The following is a 19,089-nucleotide window of genomic DNA, read 5'->3' on the forward strand; positions in this document are numbered from 1 at the left end:
ATGACTTTTTCGTTTAAATAATTTTTTTAAATAAGTTATAAACCTTTTTTGAGCTATCTTCATTTAATTGATAGTACGTAAGGTTTACATCATCAGGAGTATCTTGCTGAGCAATCATCACTTCGTTACTATGATGGTCAACTATCCATATGAAATATTTTTTATAAGTTCCATCTTCGAAAGTAATCCACATATCACAATCTATTAAATCTGATCCTTCTTCATCTAATGTTAATTTTCCTTTTTTTGCGGTATCCATACTATTAATAAACGTTTTTACTTCATCTGTTTTTGTAAGAAAGATATCCTTTTTTGTTTTAATTGACTCGACATGTATATCTTTTATTTCCTGTTTTCCTAAAAAGACAGGGGGCTCATTTGGGTCCCTTTGAGTTGAAATGATAGTAGCTTTCTTCTTTGGTTTATTTGCTGTATAGAAATCTTGAATAGATTTACCAGAGTTGAAAAACCATACGATTCCAAAAATAATCAATGCACTACCGAGCAGTAAAATGATTTTCTTAATAGAATATTCTCCTCTCTATTACTTCGTATGAAGAGCGTTTCTATTAATATATGATAGGTAAGCGTAAAGTATTATAACTGAACGTAGTTATGTTTCACAGTTTTTATCGGGCGATCTACGAGTAAATTGTAAGTGAGACCAATTAGTACGAAAATGCCACCGATAACTTTGCCCATTGAGAGTTCGTGGGACAAGATGAAATCAATGCTAGTCCCCGCAAATAATTGTCCAATAAAGATGAGTAACGTTAAATAAAATGCTGATATTTTAGGAGTAATATAGTTCGATAATGAAATGACGATAACGCCTACTAATCCGCCTAAGTAAACAGCGATAGGAATAGATTGTAACGTCTGCATTGGAATATATAATGAATCTGAACTGAAAATTAAAAATAATGTAGAGAAAAATAATCCAGTAATATAATTAAAAAACGTGCCTTCCCAATTTCCAATTTTCGCTGCTAAATTCGCGTTAATAATTCTAGCAACAACGATAGAAACACCAGCTAAAATAGCGATTGTAATATATAACATTTTCTTGCCTCCATTAATAAATTGTCATGATTATAATTCCGGAAGAGATGAAACATAATCCAATTAGTTTTTTCTTTTCAAACTTTGCAACTTTCATTCCTAATAAGCCGAAATGATCAATAACGATGGAAGCAATGGATTGACCAAGTAAACTTAATGCGATCGTAATAGAGGCACCAAGGACGGAGAAACTTATATTATTAAAAAGAACAGTGAATACCCCAATCGCTCCAGCACTATATAGAAAAAGTGGAATGCCTTTATCGAAACGAATTTTATTTTTGTTTATGATTAAAACGAAAATAACTGCAATTAAACCGACAAGGTGAATGACAACGCTTGCTGTGTACTTACCAATTAACTCAGATAAAATCCCGTTCAGTGGAAGCATAACGGCGATGAGCACACCAATAAAGACAGAAAGAAAGTTATACAATGTAATATCCCCTTTAATTTTCATATTTGTAATGACTGTATCATGCTGAAATTGTGTATTACTATGACATATGTCATAGTGGAAGAAGAAAATTTTGATTACAATGGGGATGAGTTGTAAAGGCGGGGGAACTATGAAGAAAGTATGTAATTCAATTAAATTAGCAGAGTATATGATACAAAATAATATTGACTCATTTTTTAGTAATGATATGAAACCGTATATGGAACTTATATTTTTTAAAAAGAATGAGTTTATTTGTAGAGAAAATGAAGAGATAGATTATTTATATTTTTTTGTTGAAGGAAAAGCGAAAGCGTTTAATACGTTAAGTAACGGGAAATCTGTATTGTTATGCTTTTATGATAGTTTGCAGCTGCTAGGGGATGTTGAGTTAATTCATTCTCAAAAGACTGCTTCAAACGTACAAGTGATGGCAGATTCATATTGTGTTGGTTTGCCTTTAGGGAAAGTGAGAAATCAACTATTTCATGATGCGAAATTTTTACGATGTATTTGCGGATCGTTAGCACATAAGTTAAATCGACTTTCAAAAAATAGTACAATTAATTTACTATATCCACTTGAAAACAGACTTGCAAGTTACATGTTAGCAGCAGGGGAACGAGCAGTGCAGCACGGAAATCGAATTGTATTTAGTGGGAATTTAACGGAAACAGCTGAATTGTTAGGAACGAGTTATCGGCATTTATTGCGCACATTAAATATTTTTTGTGATAAAGAGGTTATAAAAAAGAACAATGGTTGTTTTGAAGTAGTGAATGTGGATGTATTGAGGGAATTGGCGGCAGATGTTTATAAATAAGAGAGGATTATAAATGATTACACCTATATTTAGAGTTTTTGATGTTGAAAAAGCAAAGCTATTTTATTTGGATTTTTTAGGATTTAAAATGGATTGGGAACATCGTTATGAGGAACATATGCCATTATATATACAAATTTCGTTACATGATGCTGTAATGCATTTATCAGAACATCATGGAGATGCTTCGCCAGGCGGTGCGATTCGCGTCAAAATAGATAATGTAGAGGATTATCATTCTATATTATTGAATAAAGAATATGCTTATTCGAAGCCAAATATAGAAAAAACACCTTGGGATACAATCGAATTAACTGTAATTGATCCGTTTTCAAATAGAATCGTATTTTATGAGGAGAGATGGTAGAACCGGAAGGGATTAATATATAAATTTTTCAGAGATAGTGCAGTGTAATTACGTATTAAATAAATGGAATGAAGAGTAGTTCATAAAGTAGTGAACTGCTCTTTTTCATTTTGTTAAACAGATTGAATTATTGAAAAATAAATCGTATGATAAAACATATGAACAAATGAGCATATATTCATGTGAAATGAGAAGGAGGAAAAGGATGTTAGATGCAATTATCGTCGGAGCGGGTCAAGCTGGATTAATAATGGGAAATTACTTGAAGCAAGAAGGCTATAATTTTTTACTACTTGAGGCAGGAAACCGAATTGGTGATTCATGGAGAAACAGATATGATTCTTTACAGCTCTTCACACCGAGGGAATATAGTAGTTTACCAAGTATGATATTAAAAGGAGAAGGGAATGGATTTCCAAGTAAAGATGAAATTGCGACTTATTTAGAAGAATATGCAGGGCGTTTTCAGTTGCCGATACAATTGCAAACTGAAGTTTTAAAAATAAAGAAAGAAAAAGATATATTCGAATTACATACTTCTAAAGAAATATTACAATCAAAAAAAGTTATTATCGCATCAGGTGGTTTTCAGCAGCCATTCATTCCCTCATTTTCACAACATCTTTCATCACATATTTTTCAAGCACATTCATCACAATATAAATCACCATCACAAATCCCAAAGGGAAGAGTACTAGTAGTAGGTGGCGGAAATTCAGGAATGCAAATAGCAGTAGAACTTGCAAAAACTCATGAAGTTACGATGTCTATCAGTCATCCTTTAACATTTTTACCGTTACATCTTTTTAGAAAAAACATTTTTAATTGGTTAGAAAAATTAGGTTTATTGTATGCTGAAGTAAATACTAAGAGGGGAAAATGGTTTCAGAAGAGGAAGGATCCCATTTTCGGTTTTGAAGGTAAGAAACTTATCCGTAGTGGAGCAATTAAACTGCAGGAAAAAGTAGTAAGTGTATCAAGTAATAACATTATGTTTCAGAATGGTGATACATATAGTGCAGAAAGCATTATATGGTCAACTGGTTTTGCTCAAGATTATAAATGGATTGAAATAGAAAAGGCAGTGAATGAGAAAGGATTTCCTAATCATATAAAGGGAATCAGTCCAGTAAAAGGATTGTATTATATCGGTTTACCATGGCAATCTCAAAGGGGTTCCGCACTTATTTGTGGTGTAGGAAAGGATGCAGCGTATGTACTTTCTGAAATCAAAAAAATAGATCAGTAGCAAGAACTACTGATCATCCATATGTACATGAATTAGGAGAGGTCAAACATTTATTAACTTTATTATAATAGATTTTTATGGAATTAAAAACTGAAAATTCTAATTTCATGTTGAGAAAGTTTTTTGTATCGAAATATATGAAAAAATAGGGATTTTTATTAAAAGAGAAAATGATATTTATATTTTAGTAAATTATGATATAGTCTAAATAAGTTTTTTCTATAAATGTAATTATTTTCATTGTAGTTTCGTTTATATGAGGGAAGGAGAAGTAATTATGAAGTTTGACGATCAACGCTTACTAGGAGTCCGATTAGGTTCTGTACTTGTGACAGAGGAAAATCAATATTTAGTAATTAAGAAAAAAGATCATTATGCACTATTAAATATACATAATTTAGAATGCACTCATGTTGAAGTGCAGTTAGAACATTTGGAAGAAATGTTGCGGGAAGATTTCCAAGAAAGTATAACGGAAATTATCGCACCAGAACATATAAAAATTGTTGCGAAAAATGTTATATAGGTAAAGAAGCTGGAAGGAACAGCTTCTTTATTTTCATTATAAGGATAACGTTTTTACAACCTCACCAATGATCCCTTCCATTTGATGAACACCTAAATCGGAATTGGTCATAATAACAGCACCATTCCCGCAGTATGGATAACAAACCATCATACATTGAAATCCAACGCCCCATCCGAGTGAATAAACCTGTAATTCTTCATTAGGATCATCTAGAAAAACACCTAATCCAGTCCATTTTGAGCAACCTTGAGGAGAAATCATGTCTATTACTAATTTTTGAGAAAGTTTTAGTTTGCCCTTTCCTTGTAAGGAATGAATGATTTCAATAACTAAAGCTGATAAGTCAGTTGGTGTTGTCCAAATACCTGAAGCAGCTGCGAATGGATAAAATGGATACTTCTCATTTGTTACAGTTCTATCTTTATTATGTCCGCAAGCAAAAACATCGGTTTTATCTATGTCTTTTGGAGAGAAAAGTGTACTATTTTTCATTTGTAGTGGCTGGAAGATGTGTTCTTCTAATAACTGACTAAATGATCTTCCTGTAATATCTTCAAGTAGTAGTTCGGTTATACAAAAGCCTGCGTCTGAGTAGTGAAATTCACTTTCTGGTTTATAAGTTACCTCTATAGGTACGGGGCAATATAGTGTTTTACCGGAAAGGAGCTCAGACATATTAGGTAAGCCTTTTGCAGGTGTATAATGTTCAAAACCATTAGGTGGATCAATGAGTCCAGATTGATGGCTTAATAAGTTTCTCAAAGTGATGCTTTTTTGTGAAGTAAATAGATTAGTAGGGATGTTCCAAGATGTGAGTTTATCATTTACGTTTTCATCTAAATATACGATACCTTGCTCTGATAATGTTAGTACGAGCATTGTAGTGATGAATTTGCTGATAGAACAAGAATTAAAGAGAGAATTTGTAGTAACAGCTCTAGTTGTTCCAGCTTCAAGTGTTCCAAGAGCAGTCGCTTCATCTAGTTTGCCATTACATATAACAGCGAGGCTTAAACCTGCAACGGAATATTGGTTCATTTTCTCGTATATATTGCTAATTTTTAAGTTCATGGTGACTCCTTTCTTTAAAGACAGAATATTATTTTTATTATACAGTAGTAAAAAAAAGAAAACACTTCGTCATTCACCAATGAAGTGTTTTCTTTTTTAGTTAGTTTGAAGTGAACTTTTGAAAAAATTTGTCTCGGTACATGTACATAACCCATGAGATTGTTATTAAAGAAATGATGATTTGTTTGTTTTTAATTGGTTCATTGAAAACAAGCCAACTAACTATAACTATATCAAATAATAAATGTAGCACGATTGAAAGAACTACAAATTGAAGTAACGTATTTAAAAATCTTTTCATAAAGTGTCCCCTTAAAATAATCGGTTTTATTAACAGTTTGATATAGTGGTATTATACAGTAAATGGTTCATGTGGTAAAATTTACATAAGTTAGTGGAATAAAACAAATGAAAGTTAGTAAGGGGGAACATTTATGGAATTCTGGATGGTTATACCGATAGTAGCCTTTGGTTTCATTTATATCGCTGAAAAATTAGCTACAATTGAAAAGAAAAATGATGCGCGTTTAAAGAGAATTGAAGATAGATTACAATTAATTACGAAAGAAATGGGAATTGTAGAAAGAGAACCTGAAATTAATAAAGAACTACGCCAGCTTGTAGAAGAAGGCAAAAAAGTTACAGCAGTTAAGAGAGTAAGAGAAGCTTTTGGTTTTTCCTTACTAGAAGCGAAGCAATATGTTGATAAATTATAAAAAAGATCATCCATTTGGGTGATCTTTTTTACTGCACCATGCGTGTATTTACATAAGCCGCGATTATAAAGCGTTCATTTATATGGAACAAACATTTAAGATGAATTGTCTAATATAGGTAATAACTATTTAGCTTGAAGGAAAGGGTTGATAACATGAAAAAGAATACGTTGTTAAAAGTAGGATTATGTGTAGGTTTACTAGGAACAATTCAATTTGTTAGCACAATTTCTTCTGTACAAGCATCACAAAAGGTAGAGAAAACAGTAATAAAAAATGAGACGGGAACCATTTCAATATCTCAGTTAAACAAGAATGTATGGGTTCATACGGAGTTAGGTTTTTTTAATGGAGAAGCAGTTCCTTCGAACGGTCTAGTTCTTAATATTGCTAAAGGGTTAGTACTTGTTGATTCTTCTTGGGATGACAAATTAACGAAGGAACTAATAGAAATGGTAGAAAAGAAATTTCAGAAGCGCGTAACGGATGTCATTATTACACATGCGCACGCTGATCGAATTGGCGGAATAAAAACGTTGAAAGAAAGAGGCATTAAAGCGCATAGTACAGCATTAACCGCAGAACTAGCAAAGAAAAGTGGATATGAAGAGCCGCTTGGAGATTTACAAACAATTACGAGTTTGAAGTTTGGCAATACAAAAGTAGAAACGTTCTATCCAGGGAAAGGACATACAGAAGATAATATTGTTGTTTGGTTGCCACAATATAAAATTTTAGCTGGAGGCTGTTTAGTGAAATCTGCGGAAGCAAAAGATTTAGGAAATGTTGCGGATGCGCACGTAAATGAATGGTCCACATCGATTGAGAATATGCTGAAGCGATATAGAAATATAAGTTCGGTAGTACCTGGTCATGGAGAAGTAGGAGACAGGGGATTACTTTTACATACATTGGATTTATTAAAATAAGAAATTGTAGAAATACAAAAGAGAGGAGAAATAATTTTCTCCTCTCTTTCTTCTAACTATATTTAAATGCTGAATCTGTTGATTACGTCAGCATATATTACTGAGATTTTAATTCCAAGTATACAAATACTAGTACTGTCATAATTGCTATAACAACGTAAGTAGCATCAAGCATTATAAGTGTTTTTAAAGTTTCAGTCATCGTAATTCACCCCTGTTATAAAAATATAACATGATCTTTTTATTGATTAGATAAGAGATCATAAAGATAAAATGTATATGAAATTTCTTAAGTAGCTTCTATATAAATATATCATATAAATAATGTAAGTAATGTTAAGATAATGTAAATGTATTGTAAATAAAAAGGTTTACAATAAAGACTTTAATAAAAAATGATACTTCCTTAAAATGAAAAATACGCTATTCTTTCTATTGAATGATAGAAAGAATAGCGTATTTGTATGTCTATTTTCATATGTGATGAATTGCAACTATTTGTATAAGGAATTCAAAAATTTTTTCGTTGTATATATTTCTCCAAATTAATTATTTAGCTATTTAAAAGTATTGAAAGATGTGTGCACACTAATGTATGTTTTTTTAGTGTCAATAAAAATATTATGTCAACAATATGAGCTGTCACAAATCTTTATATATTATTGTGATTGAAATCACATCACTTTTTTTCAATGGGTATTATGCTTAAGGTGTAATGAATGATTGGGAGAGGGTGGGATGATATGTTTTGTTATCAATGTGAACAAACGCCAACAGGCGGATGTAAAGTAATGGGTGTGTGTGGCAAGAATGAAACGATTGCGAGTTTACAAGATACGATTGTGTTTGGGCTAAAAGGAATTGCAGCTTATCGCACACATGCTGCTCAGCTAGGGTATACGGATGCATTTGTAGATGCTACAACACAAGAAGCTTTATATATGACATTAACAAATTCTAACTTTAACGAACAAGAGCATATTGATATGGCTATGAAAGTGGGGAAATCAGCTTTACGGGTGATGGAATTATTAGATGAGGCACATACGAATCATTTTGGTGTGCCAGAGCCTGTACAAATTACACAAAATCGTGTAGAAGGTAAAGCAATTGTAGTTACGGGTCATAATTTATTTGCACTAGAAGAACTATTAAAGCAAACAGAAGGAAAAGACATTAATATTTATACACATTCTGAAATGCTACCAGCACACGGATATCCGCAGCTGAAAAAATATAAACATTTAAAAGGAAACATCGGCAAGGCATGGTATGATCAAAGACGCCTTTTTGAAACATTTACTGGTGCCATATTAGCGACAACGAACTGTGTTATGCCAATTAAAGGATCATACGCTGATCGATTCTTTTCATATGATATTGCAGGTTTAGAAGGTGTACAAAAAATTGAAAATGATGATTTTACACCATTGATTCAAAAAGCACTAGAACTTCCAGAAGTACATATGGAGTCGGAAGAACAGTTAGTGACAGGGTTTCATCATAATACAGTATTGTCATTAGCTCCAGAAATTATTGATGCAGTAAAAGAAGGGAAAATAAAGCGTTTCTTTGTTATCGCCGGTTGTGATGCACCGGGAAAAGGCGGAGAATATTATCGTGAATTAGCAACGTCACTTCCACCAGAAACGGTTATTTTAACAACTTCTTGCGGGAAATTCCGCTTTAATGATGTGGATTACGGTGTTGTACCTGGTACGGAAATTCCTCGTTACATTGATTTAGGACAGTGCAATAATTCCATTTCTACAGTGAAAATAGCAGCTACATTAGCTGATGCTTTCCAATGTGAAGTGAATGAATTGCCAGTAAGTATTGTGCTATCATGGTTTGAACAAAAAGCGGTTGCCATTTTACTCGGGCTATTTAGTCTTGGGATTCAAGATATTCGCATCGGTCCAAAGGCTCCTGAATTTATTTCACCTGGCGTGCTTGATGTGTTACAAGAAACATTTGGTTTAAGACTAATTACAAATGCAGCAGAAGACATGGCTATGATGTTATCGTAACGGAAAAGATGTTTTCACTTAATTGTGGCTTTATAAATCATTTGTATGTGTGTGAGTAAACGTACATACAAATGATTATTAATAAAGAAAATCTGCTATATCTATAAATTTTATAAAGCTTTTAAAGTGTAACCTCACATGCCCATCACCTTAAGATTTTAAGTATCCCCAAAACGAAATTTCCACATGAATATCTATAATTTCACCTCTTTTTCATTTGATTTGAAAATAAGCTTTCTATTTTTAAAAACCAACGATACCACCTCAAATTAAATGAATAAAATCCATTCATTTATTAGGAAAATGGATTGAAAATAATAAGGTAGACTAAAAAGTAAAATATTATTTATGATAATCATTCTTTTATAAAATTCAAATTGGAAATAGCCCTACTCATTTTCAAAATGGAGGGGCTTTTTTTACTGTAAAATCAATATCTGCAGCTTATTTTTGTTGAAAAAATTCTCATTCTCATTCTTATTTTGATAGTGATATGGGTACATATACATGCCCATCAATCTTTTATTATGAAGTGGCCCTTGAATATATTGTTTTTTATTGACAGACATAAAAATGATTTATTTGTCGTATTGATAATTTATAGACGTTATAATAAAATGTTTATGTATGTGTAAACTTAATTTATTTTTGTTTGGTTTTATTGGGAGTTTAGGCAGTGTTAATAACAATAAAATAATGGATATATCACCTGCAAAAAGAATGAAACCAATACGGAGAAGATGATTTCGTTAAAAATTCGAAAAATAAGCGTTATTAGCTCATGAAGAAAAATGACTAGAAAAATTACAAGCATATGGAAAATAGGGTTATACAAAAAGTCCTAAAGGGGGACGGAATTATGGAGAAAAGAAAGTATTCAGTAACACCACAAGATCGAATGAATTATGTATTAGGTCTTTATTCTGCAGACCAACAAATTAATGCAGTTCTTTATTTTCCTGTAGGTATATCAAAGGAAATACTTGAAGAATCAGTAAGGATAACGTTGCAATTGCAACCAGTTTTGAACAGCCGGTTTGTAGAAAATGATATTCCTTACTGGGAGGAACATTCATCTGACACTAACTCATCTATTTGCTTTTTTGCAGAAGGAAATAATCAAGAACTTGAAATAATGGCAATAGATTTTATTAAGGAACCTGGTGATCGTATTCAGGGGCCTATGGTTCAAACGAAATTATTACGGGGCACTACAACAGATATGTTAGTTGTGAAATTGTCTCATCTATGTTCAGATGGTGCAGGAGTCAAGGAATATATTAAATTGCTTGGAACAATATATACGCACCTTTCATTGGGACGGTCTAAGAAGCAAATTATAAAGGAATTTGATGAGGGAAATGAGAGTTGTCGAGATCAATCACATGTATTCAAATACGCTGGAATATCGGACATAAAAAGTGCGTATCGTCCTAACCAAGAACAACAGGCATCGTTATGGTCTTTTCCATCTCAACCTAACAAAAATAAATTCCCCCAAATGTCCGTACGGCGATTGAGCCATAAGCAAACTCTACGTTTAACCCAATGGACAAAAGCACAACAGGTTACCTTGAATGATGTAATCATGACTGCATACTTCCGAGCTTTATCACATTTCACTGTGTATGCAGAACCTCGCACTGCAGAAAAAATGATTGGCTTGACAATTGATTTACGTCGATATCTGCCTAATAATACAACTGGTGCTATTTGCAACTTATCCGGTATGGAAATGCCAGTGATTAAAATGGAAGACGATGAAACATTTAAGCAGACTCTTGTTCGAGTTAAACAATCAATGGATAAAATAAAGTCTCAAAATCCAGGTCTTTCTTCAGCAGCAGGAATGGAGCTACTGGCAGAAATGAAGCTATCTACAGTGAAGGAAATGTATAATCAGCAATATGAACAGGCTGTACAGATGGAGATGGCGTTGCCATTACTGACAAATTTGGGAGTGATCGCTGAGGAACCTATTCAGTTTGGTCAAATTCAAGCTGAGGACGGGTATATGGCATCACCTATTATGTATGCACCATTCTTTTCAATGGGAGCAAGCTCTTATAATGGAAGACTTACATTTACGATCGGTTATCATGCGCCGGATACATCAAAAGAAAAGGTAGAAAAATTTTTAGGTAGTGTTGCTAATCAACTATCAGCAATAAAATAAAAGAGAATATAGAGAACAAATTTCTAACAGAATTATATTTTAGGGGCTCGTATCATGTACGGATAATCTCTGGAAATTTTCTCTGATCGCAATTGCCTTTATACTTTATATGCAATGGGAATGGTAGTGAGAAACAATTTGTATCGTGAAAAAACAAGATATATCGGTATGAAAACAATAAAACAGAGCTGATTTAAATTACACTTTGAATCAGCTCTGTTTTGCTAGTGTGATGGTCCTTACAACAAAAAAAGTAGGCAGTATCCAGTTAGGGTAAAGCGGATTTTTATTTTTTTTGAAAATAAAGTTGACTCCACAACTACTTAGTCATACAATGTAGATGTAATAAGTAATACTGAATAGTGTAGTTTTACTCAAAAACTATTCAGTAAAAAATTCGCCTTAGTACTCTGTGATACTGAATATAAGTCAGACAGAATAGGGGGTAAAGGAGGATCAGGACATGGAAAATTTAACTGAAATGCTGAAAGGTTCACTGGAAGGGTGTGTATTGGAAATCATCAGTCGCCGTGAAACGTATGGCTATGAGATTACCCGCCACCTGAATGATCTTGGGTTTACCGAAGTTGTGGAAGGTACGGTGTATACTATCCTTGTACGATTAGAGAAGAAAAAGCTTGTGAATATTGAAAAGAAACCATCAGATATGGGACCGCCTCGTAAGTTTTATTCATTAAATGAAGAAGGCCGCCAGGAGCTTGAATTGTTTTGGGAAAAATGGGATTTTGTATCGTCAAAAATTAACGTCTTGAAGTCAAAATAGGTTCATAAGATAAAATGTTCCGGCCGATACTTTGAAAATTTCTTGTTCGGTTTTATAAAAAAGGAGGAAAATAAGATGTTAGAAATGTTTAAAAAGTTAATTGGTGATAAAAAAGAGTACAAAATGATGATGGCCCGAGTGGAGGCTCTGCCAGAGGACTACCAATTTGTATTCAAGAAAATTCAAAACTACATGTGGAATTTCTCAGCGGGTAACGGGATGGATATGTTACACATACAGTATGAATTAATCGATTTGTTTGAAGCTGGTGCAGCAGAAGGAAGACAAGTGCTTGACATTACTGGGGATGACGTGGCTTCCTTTGCTGACGAACTAGTGGCAAATGCTAAAACTTACGTCTCCAAGTATCGTGAAGATTTGAATGAAAGTATTATGAAGAAATTGAGAAAAAAATAAATGGAATAAGTAATACCGACTGATTAGCTGGTTACACATATGAATTGCCACCATAGCTATTCAGTTATATTTTTAGCTCGGTACTAAGTGATACAGAGTATCGGTGGTACTAAATAGATAGAGGTAAATAACTTATCTTCGCAAAACATTTTTATAGGGAGGAAAAAAGTATGAGTAATGCAGCGATTTCTATAAAAGGCTTGAAAAAATCCTTTAAAGACAAGGAAGTTTTAAAAGGGGTAGATTTTGAGGTGCAGCGTGGAGAAATTTTCGCGCTGCTAGGGTCAAATGGAGCGGGAAAGACAACAACGGTCAACATCCTTTCGACGCTAATGAAGCAAGATGGCGGTGAGGTAAGCATTTGCGGATTTGATGTACAGCGTCAACCAGATCATGTGCGTCAAAGTATCAGTTTGACAGGGCAGTTCGCAGCTTTAGACGGTATGCTCACTGGGAGAGAAAACTTGATAATGATTGCTAGGCTACGTGGTGTTTCCAATCCCGCTCAAGTTGCTGACAATCTACTTGCAAGATTTAGCCTGACTGATGCGGCAAACCAAAGGGCAGATCAGTATTCAGGCGGGATGAAGCGCCGGCTTGATATCGCGATGAGTTTGATCGGGGCACCAGCAGTTATTTTTCTTGACGAACCAACGACTGGACTTGATCCTGAAGCGCGAATCGAAGTGTGGGATACAGTCAAGGAACTTGCCGGTAGCGGCACAACGATCTTGCTTACGACCCAGTACTTGGAAGAAGCCGAACAACTAGCAGACCGTATCGCTATTTTGCATGGCGGAAAAATTATTACGACAGGTACTCTTGCTGAACTAAAAGAGATGTTCCCACCGGCAAAAGTGGAGTATATCGAGAAGCAACCGACATTGGAAGAAATATTCCTTGCGATCATTGGCAAAAAGGAGGAGATGTAAATGAAAAGTAAAACAGGTGTATTACTAGGTCGTTTAATGCGTAACATTATGCGCAGCCCGGATACAATTATTACAGTAGCGATTACGCCGATTATGATGATGCTATTATTTGTCTACGTGTTTGGCGGTGCAATAAAAACAGGAACGGAAAACTACGTTAATTATCTATTGCCGGGAATTTTGCTAATGGCTATCGCATCCGGTGTAGCTTACACTTCTGTGCGACTCTTTACGGATGTAAAGAGTGGGCTGATGGCACGTTTCATTACGATGCCTATTAAGCGCTCATCGATATTGTGGGCTCACGTTCTAACCTCTCTTGTTGCTAATGTACTTACTATCGTTGTAGTTATTCTTGTTGCACTCTTAATGGGTTTCCGTTCTAGTGCTAATATTCTAGAGTGGCTCGCGGTAGCTGGGATACTTGGGATGTTTACGCTGGCGCTAACATGGCTAGCTATCATTCCAGGATTGAAAGCGAAGTCTATGGAAGGAGCGACTGCTTACTCGTACCCGCTAGTTTTTCTTCCATTTATTAGTTCGGCTTTCGTACCTACCGAAACGATGCCAAAAATTGTTCGTGTGTTTGCGGAGAATCAGCCTGTAACTTCAATCGTGAATGCGATTCGTGCTCTTTTATATGAAGGAACTGTTGGAAACGATATTTGGATTGCGCTCGCTTGGTGCGTCGGAATTATGGTTATTGCTTACTTCTTTGCTAGTAAAGCATTTAAACGTCAGTTAGGGTAAGTGAATTAAATCTTCCGAAATAATATATAAATTATTTCGGAAGATTTTCTCTGCTTTAATAATTCATTCATACTTCGCTTAATTGTAGTAGTTTTAAAGTAAATAGAAGAATAATAAATCGAATACACATGCCTGGAAATATGGTATGTTAACACTTAACTAAAATGACCTGTTAATAAACAGAATATTCCGTGTAAATATAGAGGTTATTGTTATGATGTGTTATATTTATACTTATAAGGTATATAATGTATATATTAATCGTTTAGGGGATGAAAAAGGGAGAGGTTCAAATGAAATGGTATTTATATACTCTCAAAAACTATGCGAAATTTAGCGGGAGAGCTCCGAGAAAAGAGTACTGGATTTTTACTTTATTTAATAAGGTTACGTTTTGGTCATTAATATATTTGGCCTCTTATTTTTCGTCTGCCTTTTACTTAAGAGCCAATATTACCTTGCTATATATAGCAATTTTTATCGTTCCTACTCTGGCAGTGGAAGCCCGTCGATTACATGATAGTGGAAAAACAGGATGGTGGCAGCTATTAAATTTGGTGCCATTTGGAGGAGCGGTTCTACTTGTGTTTTGTATCATTGAAAGTGATGAAGGTGAGAATAAGTATGGACCAAATCCACATTCAAATCTTAAACAAGCAATTTAATGTGTTTATAGAAAACTCTAATATAAAAGGTATGAACTAAAAGTTAGTTCATACCTTTTTTGTTGTATTATTCATAAAAGCCTCGTTCAGTAGCGATCGCTTAAACTCAATATTTTGAGGTTTAACTGATCACTGCTTATGGGGAATATAAACATAATCGCTTTTGTAAATCGTTTAATACTTCTTCAGGCATTTCCCTTATTGTAATATCCTTCCCTAGAAAAAGCAGCCAATTTATTATTTCCGTCACTTCATCGGGATTATTAACATTGATAAAAGTTTTTAAAATGGCTGTGGATTGGTAAGGATTAGTATAGGATATTGAAATTTTTAAAGGATGGTATTTTTTGAACTGTGCAATTGCTGTCGGACCAAGTTCAAGTACAAGGTTAATTGCTTCAGCCTTCTTACTTAGTTTTTCTAAAATCTTTTTCTTATTGAGCCTTTTATTCGTCTTGTATGGTTCGATATTGATGAGATTATCGACAGAAAACATCAACTTCTTTTCTTCTTTTAAGTCAAATCCTTCAATAATCCAATGGCTTTTTTCTTGATAAAGGTGTAATAGATAAATTGGATAAGACTTAATTTCTTCATCTTCTTTAATGGTAATCAATAAATGGTTATCCAAAAGAAGGATTTGAATGAGTTTTTCTAACATAGGATGGGGGAGATCAGAAAGCTCAAGTAGATCGGGATTATGAGGATTAGTTCCTTGGAACAGCAAGAGTTGATTTAAAAGAACAAGGTCATCCTGCTGGGTTTCTGAGATGAGCCCTAGTAGTTTTTCGGCTAAAGATTGACGACTCTTTAGGTAGGGAAGTTGTTGATTCCTCGTAGCCATAAAGGCAATAAAAAGAGCTTTCACTTCATTATCAGTAAAGCGAACAACGGGCAGGATAGAATTATGCATAACAAAATATCCACCCGTTCTCCCAACTTCAGCAACAAGTGGCATTCCCATAGCTTCAATTTCTCTAATGTCTCTAATAGCTGTCGATCGTGATATGTTAAATTCTCGTATGATTTCAGAAATTGTAAAGTGGGAGCGGTTGTTGATATATCGCATAATTGTATTAATCCGTTCAATTTTTTTCATTTTGGTCTCCTAAACAGTATCATTTTTTGACATGGTTTAAAGATATTATAAATGTATCAGATGAAAAGATAAATCGTTTGATTAATAAAAAAAGAGGAAGGTTTTGCATATGAAAAATTATACTATAGAAGAAAAAGATAGCTTTATTGTGTTAGGTATTGGAACTGAAATTAAGAGTGAATACACAGACTTTGCTGGAATAAATAAAGAAAAGGAAGACTTTTGGTCGGCTGTTAAAGAAGATGGAAGGCTGGACACTTTAAAAGCTTTAGCGACAAATGAATACATTTTTTCTGTGAGCGAAGCGGTGAATAACAAAATGATGTATTATGCGGGTGTCATGACAGAAGCACAAATAGAAGAAGAATCTAGAGTAATCCAGTTTCCGAGGGGAGAATACTTAGTAGTAAAAGGGGAAGACAAAACAGCTGAAGAGTTAAGTAATAAGTTGACTGGCATCGCCTTCGGTCAAGCTTTACCAGATGCAAATGAGTTTGCTTATGTTGGTGGACCAAATACGACGGTTGAGATGGGGAAAAGAAACGGCTTAGTGTTTGGTGAAATGTGGATTCCAGTTGTTAGGAAGTAAAGTGATAAAAGGTACGAATATGGGAAGTAGAGGCTAACAGTCTTGGATTGTTGGCCTTTTTAACATGAATATAATATTCATATGCTGCTACACAGTATGTTCTGATAAAATGGAATAAAAGGGAATTACTGTAAGGTGGTGGTGGGGTGAATAAAAAAAGACTATTTGAGCTATTCATAGTAACGTTTGTTTTTCTATTCCTTCATGTAAGTACATTTACAAATGAGAAGTTTAACGATAAATTGGGTGCATTTACTTACATTTTTCTATTTCTTATGGTTTATATTTATGCTTTATTTATAGACCGGTATTTTGGTGATATACAATAGTGGGTTCGAAATATCACATGTTGCTTTGCTTTATTCGTAGTGCTATGGATAGGGTACTTTTAAATCCTTACTTAAGAGAATGAGAAGTATGTGATTACAATACATTCGATCCAATAATATTACTTAGCTGCATCGGTTTATATTAATCTTTTCTCTCCTCAATCATGATAAAATGTACAATAGGAAATTTTATGTAAGATAAAGAAGGAAGGTTTATGGTGAGCTTGAGTACTTTGCTAGCTTGTGCGCTTGTTTCACTTAGTATGGTTTGTTCACCTGGGCCTATTTTGATTTATCTTATTTCTCGTTCCATTACGCAGGGGCGTGTGGCAGGATTTATTTTTTTTATTGAGCATCATGCTTGGATTTGTAATTCATATAAATGAAGCAACTTTAGTATTTACTCAAAAATCCATTGTCTATGAAACAACTAGATTTGTAAATTGCTTTAATAGACAGATGTCTATTGTATTTTTTTGCGGCAAGATTAAATAGCTTTTTTGTTACTTTACAATAAAGTATACTTAATATCAGTAATTCATGTAATTAGGAGTGGTTTCTATATTTAGAGAAAATACAAAAAGGATACTTCTGTCATTAGTAACAAATCCAATACTAATAATTGTATACGGGATTTTTTGTTATGAGTTGGCCTTATACTGTAAGTACGGAAGAATGAATTATAATATTTACATTTTGTTATTATGTGTAGTACTTTTTATATCCATAACTACATTTACTACAATGCAGGTGATAAAAAATAGAGAATATGAATCTAAAAAATTAACTAATTCAATAGCATGGAGATCCATTTTTATTATCATTATTGTTGCAATTACATCATTTTATGGGATGCAGATTTATAAAAGTGCAATAAATTACAATGGTAAATTGGCATGGTTTATAGAAAAGTTAAAACATGAAAGGTCAATTAAACTTAAACATAATAATATATATAAATCTGGAGTAGAAGGTATTTTTGAAGATATAAATAAAAAATATCCTTTGCCAAAGAAATTGTATATGGCAACTGATTTTGATCTTACATTTCATTCAGATGGAACAATCACAGCGTTTGATACATTTGTTTATGGGAAAAATGTTGATGGGAAAGAAGAAACTTATTTAATCTCTTATAATAAGAAGAAATCAGAAGATATTACTATAATACGAGACGGATACGCAAAGCCTGATTATAATGATGATAAATTAGTAGAACCTTTAATTAAAACGGTTAAGGCGATTCCAGTTAAGCAAACGGTTAGAAAATGGAATGAAAGTAAGTATGGGTTGATTTATTATGGGAAAAGAAATTGGGGATCCAATACAGAGGGAATTATTAATATTACTGAGGATGGTAAGGGGCAGAGTCTTAAAGAAGAAGCTTCTGATATCATTGGATATACTGTATCTATATTTGTCCCTGGAAAAGAGCAAGAACTAGTCCCTGCTAGATATAATTTAATAAGTGACGCAAGTTGGAGTAAATCAAAGACGCCTCCAAATGAAGATAGGCTTAAAGAGAAGAAACAACAAGATTTAAAGAATGAAAAAGAACAGTTTTTCCTATCAAAAGAAGTTGGTTATAAGCTAAATATGACGGATAAAGCATTAGGGAGCGCCTTTTATTCATTAAGCAAGACTAGTGATGAAGGGAAAACATGGGAGGTTATCAATCCAGACCCATTTAATGGGGGGATTGGTAGTGTATCAGGAATCACTTTTATAAATGATAAACTTGGGTTTTTAGGAGCAATTAGGCCTTCTGGTAATGAAGGAGAGTTATATCGCACAGATGATGGGGGAGTATCTTTCAAAAAGGTAGAATATCCGCCGCATGAAGTGAAATTAGATCATACACAGTCCACAATAAGTCCTTTTGATTCTCCTAGTATGCCATATGAGAAAGATGGGGTTTTTAATATGTTAGTTGGACAAGGGCAGATGGAGACTACAATGGCGATAGTAGTGCACTTTATCAATCAAAAGATAACGGAGAGACATGGGAATTTGTAGAAGAAGTGAAAAAGAAATAATCAGAATGTCTTTTTGAAAAATAAGGTAACTACTCAGCTATACATTTCATTTAGAAGTTTGGTAAGGAGTATAATTCCAGCCATGAAGATAAAAATG

At 33.7% G+C, this 19,089-nt stretch carries 20 protein-coding genes and 3 pseudogenes; 17 read left to right on the plus strand and 6 right to left on the minus strand.

Features of this window, described 5'->3' with window-relative positions:
* Nucleotides 1–13: 13 nt before the first annotated feature.
* The 3 genes from JDS81_RS08310 to JDS81_RS08320 all read right to left on the minus strand — a co-directional run bounded on the left by JDS81_RS08310 (nt 14) and on the right by JDS81_RS08320 (nt 1,522).
* Nucleotides 14–508: a hypothetical protein gene (locus JDS81_RS08310; RefSeq protein WP_141499521.1), complete on the minus strand. Its 495-nt coding sequence runs from the start codon at nt 506–508 to the stop codon at nt 14–16.
* A gap of 89 nt (nt 509–597) precedes the next feature.
* On the minus strand, nt 598–1,062 hold the full coding sequence (locus tag JDS81_RS08315; RefSeq protein ID WP_097953806.1) for a DMT family transporter: 465 nt from the start codon (nt 1,060–1,062) through the stop codon (nt 598–600).
* A 13-nt stretch (nt 1,063–1,075) separates the two neighbouring features.
* Nucleotides 1,076–1,522, minus strand: a complete 447-nt coding sequence (locus JDS81_RS08320; RefSeq protein ID WP_044793277.1) for a DMT family transporter — start codon at nt 1,520–1,522, stop codon at nt 1,076–1,078.
* A gap of 109 nt (nt 1,523–1,631) precedes the next feature.
* On the opposite strand from JDS81_RS08320, the gene JDS81_RS08325 reads away from it, so the two are divergent.
* From JDS81_RS08325 to JDS81_RS08340, 4 genes are all read left to right on the plus strand, one after another.
* Nucleotides 1,632–2,324, plus strand: coding sequence for a cyclic nucleotide-binding domain-containing protein (locus tag JDS81_RS08325; protein ID WP_097953807.1), 693 nt, complete (start codon nt 1,632–1,634; stop codon nt 2,322–2,324).
* A 13-nt stretch (nt 2,325–2,337) separates the two neighbouring features.
* Complete coding sequence (locus JDS81_RS08330; protein WP_000632419.1) at nt 2,338–2,691, plus strand: glyoxalase superfamily protein; 354 nt, start codon at nt 2,338–2,340, stop codon at nt 2,689–2,691.
* A 205-nt stretch (nt 2,692–2,896) separates the two neighbouring features.
* Entirely contained in the window at nt 2,897–3,940 is a 1,044-nt protein-coding gene (locus JDS81_RS08335; protein WP_097953808.1) for a flavin-containing monooxygenase, read from the plus strand.
* Nucleotides 3,941–4,217: 277 nt separating this feature from the next.
* Nucleotides 4,218–4,466 (plus strand): hypothetical protein, encoded by a 249-nt coding sequence (locus tag JDS81_RS08340; RefSeq protein WP_000666948.1) that lies wholly within the window; start codon nt 4,218–4,220, stop codon nt 4,464–4,466.
* A 36-nt stretch (nt 4,467–4,502) separates the two neighbouring features.
* Here JDS81_RS08340 and JDS81_RS08345 read toward each other — a convergent pair whose 3' ends face one another.
* Nucleotides 4,503–5,540, minus strand: a complete 1,038-nt coding sequence (locus JDS81_RS08345; protein ID WP_001049517.1) for a serine hydrolase domain-containing protein — start codon at nt 5,538–5,540, stop codon at nt 4,503–4,505.
* Between the two features lie 100 nt (nt 5,541–5,640).
* A complete protein-coding gene (locus JDS81_RS08350; RefSeq protein WP_097953809.1) occupies nt 5,641–5,841 on the minus strand; it encodes a hypothetical protein in 201 nt (66 codons plus the stop codon).
* Nucleotides 5,842–5,974: 133 nt separating this feature from the next.
* Between JDS81_RS08350 and JDS81_RS08355 the strand changes: the two genes are divergently transcribed.
* From JDS81_RS08355 to JDS81_RS08395, 9 genes are all read left to right on the plus strand, one after another.
* Nucleotides 5,975–6,256, plus strand: coding sequence for a hypothetical protein (locus JDS81_RS08355; RefSeq protein ID WP_097953810.1), 282 nt, complete (start codon nt 5,975–5,977; stop codon nt 6,254–6,256).
* A gap of 155 nt (nt 6,257–6,411) precedes the next feature.
* The gene (bla2, locus tag JDS81_RS08360; protein WP_097953811.1) at nt 6,412–7,185 is read left to right on the plus strand and encodes a BcII family subclass B1 metallo-beta-lactamase; all 774 of its coding nucleotides are present in this window, start codon (nt 6,412–6,414) and stop codon (nt 7,183–7,185) included.
* A 743-nt stretch (nt 7,186–7,928) separates the two neighbouring features.
* Complete coding sequence (hcp, locus tag JDS81_RS08365; RefSeq protein ID WP_097953825.1) at nt 7,929–9,215, plus strand: hydroxylamine reductase; 1,287 nt, start codon at nt 7,929–7,931, stop codon at nt 9,213–9,215.
* Between the two features lie 859 nt (nt 9,216–10,074).
* Nucleotides 10,075–11,391, plus strand: a complete 1,317-nt coding sequence (locus JDS81_RS08370) for a condensation domain-containing protein (RefSeq protein WP_097953812.1) — start codon at nt 10,075–10,077, stop codon at nt 11,389–11,391.
* Between the two features lie 463 nt (nt 11,392–11,854).
* Nucleotides 11,855–12,175, plus strand: coding sequence for a PadR family transcriptional regulator (locus JDS81_RS08375; protein WP_000429487.1), 321 nt, complete (start codon nt 11,855–11,857; stop codon nt 12,173–12,175).
* A 75-nt stretch (nt 12,176–12,250) separates the two neighbouring features.
* Nucleotides 12,251–12,592 (plus strand): DUF1048 domain-containing protein, encoded by a 342-nt coding sequence (locus JDS81_RS08380; RefSeq protein ID WP_000891986.1) that lies wholly within the window; start codon nt 12,251–12,253, stop codon nt 12,590–12,592.
* Nucleotides 12,593–12,762: 170 nt separating this feature from the next.
* The gene (locus JDS81_RS08385) at nt 12,763–13,524 is read left to right on the plus strand and encodes an ABC transporter ATP-binding protein (protein WP_097953813.1); all 762 of its coding nucleotides are present in this window, start codon (nt 12,763–12,765) and stop codon (nt 13,522–13,524) included.
* Nucleotides 13,525–14,274: an ABC transporter permease gene (locus JDS81_RS08390; protein WP_097953814.1), complete on the plus strand. Its 750-nt coding sequence runs from the start codon at nt 13,525–13,527 to the stop codon at nt 14,272–14,274.
* Between the two features lie 293 nt (nt 14,275–14,567).
* Nucleotides 14,568–14,939 carry a DUF805 domain-containing protein gene (locus tag JDS81_RS08395; RefSeq protein WP_097953815.1) on the plus strand — a complete coding sequence of 124 codons (372 nt, stop codon included), beginning with the start codon at nt 14,568–14,570 and terminating at the stop codon, nt 14,937–14,939.
* Between the two features lie 136 nt (nt 14,940–15,075).
* Here the strand turns inward: JDS81_RS08395 and JDS81_RS08400 are convergent, their stop codons facing one another.
* Complete coding sequence (locus JDS81_RS08400; RefSeq protein ID WP_097953816.1) at nt 15,076–16,038, minus strand: helix-turn-helix transcriptional regulator; 963 nt, start codon at nt 16,036–16,038, stop codon at nt 15,076–15,078.
* Nucleotides 16,039–16,147: 109 nt separating this feature from the next.
* On the opposite strand from JDS81_RS08400, the gene JDS81_RS08405 reads away from it, so the two are divergent.
* The 4 genes and pseudogenes from JDS81_RS08405 to JDS81_RS08420 all read left to right on the plus strand — a co-directional run bounded on the left by JDS81_RS08405 (nt 16,148) and on the right by JDS81_RS08420 (nt 18,992).
* Complete coding sequence (locus JDS81_RS08405) at nt 16,148–16,627, plus strand: GyrI-like domain-containing protein (protein WP_000801038.1); 480 nt, start codon at nt 16,148–16,150, stop codon at nt 16,625–16,627.
* 146 nt (nt 16,628–16,773) lie between these two features.
* Nucleotides 16,774–17,019, plus strand: a pseudogene (locus JDS81_RS30320) (DUF3963 domain-containing protein).
* A gap of 152 nt (nt 17,020–17,171) precedes the next feature.
* Nucleotides 17,172–17,338: pseudogene (locus JDS81_RS30325) on the plus strand (LysE family translocator); the annotation flags it as partial.
* Between the two features lie 170 nt (nt 17,339–17,508).
* A pseudogene (locus JDS81_RS08420) lies at nt 17,509–18,992 on the plus strand (WD40/YVTN/BNR-like repeat-containing protein).
* Nucleotides 18,993–19,089: the final 97 nt, after the last annotated feature.

Source organism: Bacillus cereus group sp. N31 (assembly GCF_016483245.1).
GTDB classification, from domain to species: domain Bacteria; phylum Bacillota; class Bacilli; order Bacillales; family Bacillaceae_G; genus Bacillus_A; species Bacillus_A toyonensis.

What these genes read in the sequence shown, in the direction of transcription:
- JDS81_RS08315 (WP_097953806.1), bottom strand. Translation starts at nt 1,062, where the DNA reads ATGTTATATATTACAATCGCTATTTTAGCTGGTGTTTCTATCGTTGTT.
- JDS81_RS08320 (WP_044793277.1), bottom strand. Translation starts at nt 1,522, where the DNA reads ATGAAAATTAAAGGGGATATTACATTGTATAACTTTCTTTCTGTCTTT.
- JDS81_RS08325 (WP_097953807.1), top strand. Translation starts at nt 1,632, where the DNA reads ATGAAGAAAGTATGTAATTCAATTAAATTAGCAGAGTATATGATACAA.
- JDS81_RS08330 (WP_000632419.1), top strand. Translation starts at nt 2,338, where the DNA reads ATGATTACACCTATATTTAGAGTTTTTGATGTTGAAAAAGCAAAGCTA.
- JDS81_RS08335 (WP_097953808.1), top strand. Translation starts at nt 2,897, where the DNA reads ATGTTAGATGCAATTATCGTCGGAGCGGGTCAAGCTGGATTAATAATG.
- JDS81_RS08340 (WP_000666948.1), top strand. Translation starts at nt 4,218, where the DNA reads ATGAAGTTTGACGATCAACGCTTACTAGGAGTCCGATTAGGTTCTGTA.
- JDS81_RS08345 (WP_001049517.1), bottom strand. Translation starts at nt 5,540, where the DNA reads ATGAACTTAAAAATTAGCAATATATACGAGAAAATGAACCAATATTCC.
- JDS81_RS08350 (WP_097953809.1), bottom strand. Translation starts at nt 5,841, where the DNA reads ATGAAAAGATTTTTAAATACGTTACTTCAATTTGTAGTTCTTTCAATC.
- JDS81_RS08355 (WP_097953810.1), top strand. Translation starts at nt 5,975, where the DNA reads ATGGAATTCTGGATGGTTATACCGATAGTAGCCTTTGGTTTCATTTAT.
- bla2 (WP_097953811.1), top strand. Translation starts at nt 6,412, where the DNA reads ATGAAAAAGAATACGTTGTTAAAAGTAGGATTATGTGTAGGTTTACTA.
- hcp (WP_097953825.1), top strand. Translation starts at nt 7,929, where the DNA reads ATGTTTTGTTATCAATGTGAACAAACGCCAACAGGCGGATGTAAAGTA.
- JDS81_RS08370 (WP_097953812.1), top strand. Translation starts at nt 10,075, where the DNA reads ATGGAGAAAAGAAAGTATTCAGTAACACCACAAGATCGAATGAATTAT.
- JDS81_RS08375 (WP_000429487.1), top strand. Translation starts at nt 11,855, where the DNA reads ATGGAAAATTTAACTGAAATGCTGAAAGGTTCACTGGAAGGGTGTGTA.
- JDS81_RS08380 (WP_000891986.1), top strand. Translation starts at nt 12,251, where the DNA reads ATGTTAGAAATGTTTAAAAAGTTAATTGGTGATAAAAAAGAGTACAAA.
- JDS81_RS08385 (WP_097953813.1), top strand. Translation starts at nt 12,763, where the DNA reads ATGAGTAATGCAGCGATTTCTATAAAAGGCTTGAAAAAATCCTTTAAA.
- JDS81_RS08390 (WP_097953814.1), top strand. Translation starts at nt 13,525, where the DNA reads ATGAAAAGTAAAACAGGTGTATTACTAGGTCGTTTAATGCGTAACATT.
- JDS81_RS08395 (WP_097953815.1), top strand. Translation starts at nt 14,568, where the DNA reads ATGAAATGGTATTTATATACTCTCAAAAACTATGCGAAATTTAGCGGG.
- JDS81_RS08400 (WP_097953816.1), bottom strand. Translation starts at nt 16,038, where the DNA reads ATGAAAAAAATTGAACGGATTAATACAATTATGCGATATATCAACAAC.
- JDS81_RS08405 (WP_000801038.1), top strand. Translation starts at nt 16,148, where the DNA reads ATGAAAAATTATACTATAGAAGAAAAAGATAGCTTTATTGTGTTAGGT.